Origin of the sequence: Streptomyces sp. (assembly GCF_019510245.1) — a bacterium.
Taxonomy (GTDB): Bacteria; Actinomycetota; Actinomycetes; order Streptomycetales; family Streptomycetaceae; genus Streptomyces.
Genome location: NZ_JAEKKT010000509.1, coordinates 1 through 1,742 on the forward strand (window position 1 = coordinate 1; position 1,742 = coordinate 1,742).

Genomic DNA, 1,742 nt, shown 5'->3' on the forward strand with positions numbered 1-1,742 from the left:
AGAAACACGTGGCCGTCGGTGGCCGCCCAGAGGAACAACACCATCAGCGCCAGGATGAACAGCGGGCCGGCCTTCAGCGCGAGGAGGACACCCTTGATCGCGCGGGACGATCGGTCGTTGCTCGCATCCGACCCCTTCTGGACCTCGGGCTGAGGGGTCGCCGCGTCGACGCTGATGACCCGACTCGCCGACTGGTCGTCGATCACGTCGCGCCCCCTTTCCTTCAGCATCGGTCCTTCAGCATCGGCTCGGCTGCCGAGGCACCATATCCTAGAACCTATAGGATATGGAAGATTGGAATGCTGTACGGTAACCCCGCAGGTACTCGACACGCGAAGGCCGAGATGGACCGTTATCAAGTCGAAGCAATCCATGAGTCCGCCGCCGGACAGCGCCTGGCCCAACGCCAGGCGCTGCCTGGTTCGGTGTACGAAATCGTCACCGACATGCTCATGACGCACGCGTTCGAACCGGGCGCCCGCCTCAACATCGAAGAACTCGCCCGCACCCTCGGCGTGTCGCCGACACCGGTGCGCGAGGCCCTGGCGCGCGTCGAGGCCGACGGTTTGATCACGAAGCAGCCAGGGCGCAGCTACACGGTGGCGCCCCTCATGGGCATCGAGCAGGTGCGCGAGCTCATCGAGCTCCGGTTACTCGTCGAACCCGCGTTGGCCGCCAAGGCCGCTGCCCACGCGGAGCCGAACGAGATCAAGGAGCTGCGCCGCGTTGCCCGGTCCGGCGGAGCCGGTGCCGAGATCACGGCTGCGGCGAACCGGTTGGACATGGTCTACGACGCCACCTTCCACGCCATGGTCGCCGACCTCGCCGGCAACCAGGTGATCAGCGACATGCTGACCCGACTGCGCCCCCACCTGCACACCTACCGGCTCTACTACCACGCTGGCCTGCACTCGGTGACGAAGCACGAGCACCTGGCGGTGGTCGGTGCGGTCGCCCGGAAGAATCCCGAACGGGCCGAGGAAGCGATGCGTGCCCACCTGGTGTCAGCACTGGAGCGGCTGGAGACGTTTGTCGATGGCTGAAGGCACGATCAGCGGCCAAATCTGCTGGTAACCGGCGGAACGCGCGTGGTCACCCGTCTTTCGGGATCCGCACCCGCTGCAACCACTGCTCCACCCCGCTGATGTGAACGAGCATGCGCGCTTGGGCCAGCTCACCGTCGCCGATCTCGATCGCGGCGATGATGCCGCGGTGTTCGGCGATCGTGCGGTGCTGCGCACCCTCCTCGGTCAGTCCCCGCCAGATCCGGGTCCGGTGGGTGGTATCGGCCAAGGAGTCGATGAGCGAGCAGAGCACCGAGTTCCCGGACGCCTCGGCCAGCTTGTGGTGGAACTCGATGTCGTGCTTGAGCAGGTCGGCCGACGAGAGATCGGGCCTGGTCGCGTCGAGCACGGCTCGCAGGCTGCTGACGATGGTCTCATCCCCCCGTTCTGCGGCCATGGAAGCCGCCGCCGGCTCGAGGATGAGACGTACTCGCAGGAATTCCAACGCCCGGTCGTCGCGATGGAAGTCGAGGACGAAGGCGAGCGCATCGAGAAGCAGGTGCGGTTCGAGGCTGGTCACGTAGGTGCCGACGCCCTGCCGCACGTCCAGGATGTTGATCAGCGACAGCGCTCGCACAGCCTCGCGGAGCGAGTTGCGGGACAGACCGAGCTGCAGGGCCAGATCGGCCTCCCTTGGCAGCCGGTCGCCGGGACGCAATTGCCCACCGACGATCATCT

At 66.3% G+C, this 1,742-nt stretch carries 3 protein-coding genes; 1 reads left to right on the plus strand and 2 read right to left on the minus strand.

The genetic code is table 11. The features are described from left to right. On the minus strand, window positions 1-230 hold a 230-nt coding region (locus JF597_RS54785; protein ID WP_294014665.1), incomplete at its 3' end, for a hypothetical protein. A 69-nt stretch (window positions 231-299) separates the two neighbouring features. Between JF597_RS54785 and JF597_RS54790 the strand changes: the two genes are divergently transcribed. Next, entirely contained in the window at window positions 300-1,043 is a 744-nt protein-coding gene (locus JF597_RS54790) for a GntR family transcriptional regulator (RefSeq protein ID WP_294014667.1), read from the plus strand. 49 nt (window positions 1,044-1,092) lie between these two features. Here the strand turns inward: JF597_RS54790 and JF597_RS54795 are convergent, their stop codons facing one another. Continuing rightward, window positions 1,093-1,740: a FadR/GntR family transcriptional regulator gene (locus tag JF597_RS54795; protein WP_294014669.1), complete on the minus strand. Its 648-nt coding sequence runs from the start codon at window positions 1,738-1,740 to the stop codon at window positions 1,093-1,095. Window positions 1,741-1,742: the final 2 nt, after the last annotated feature.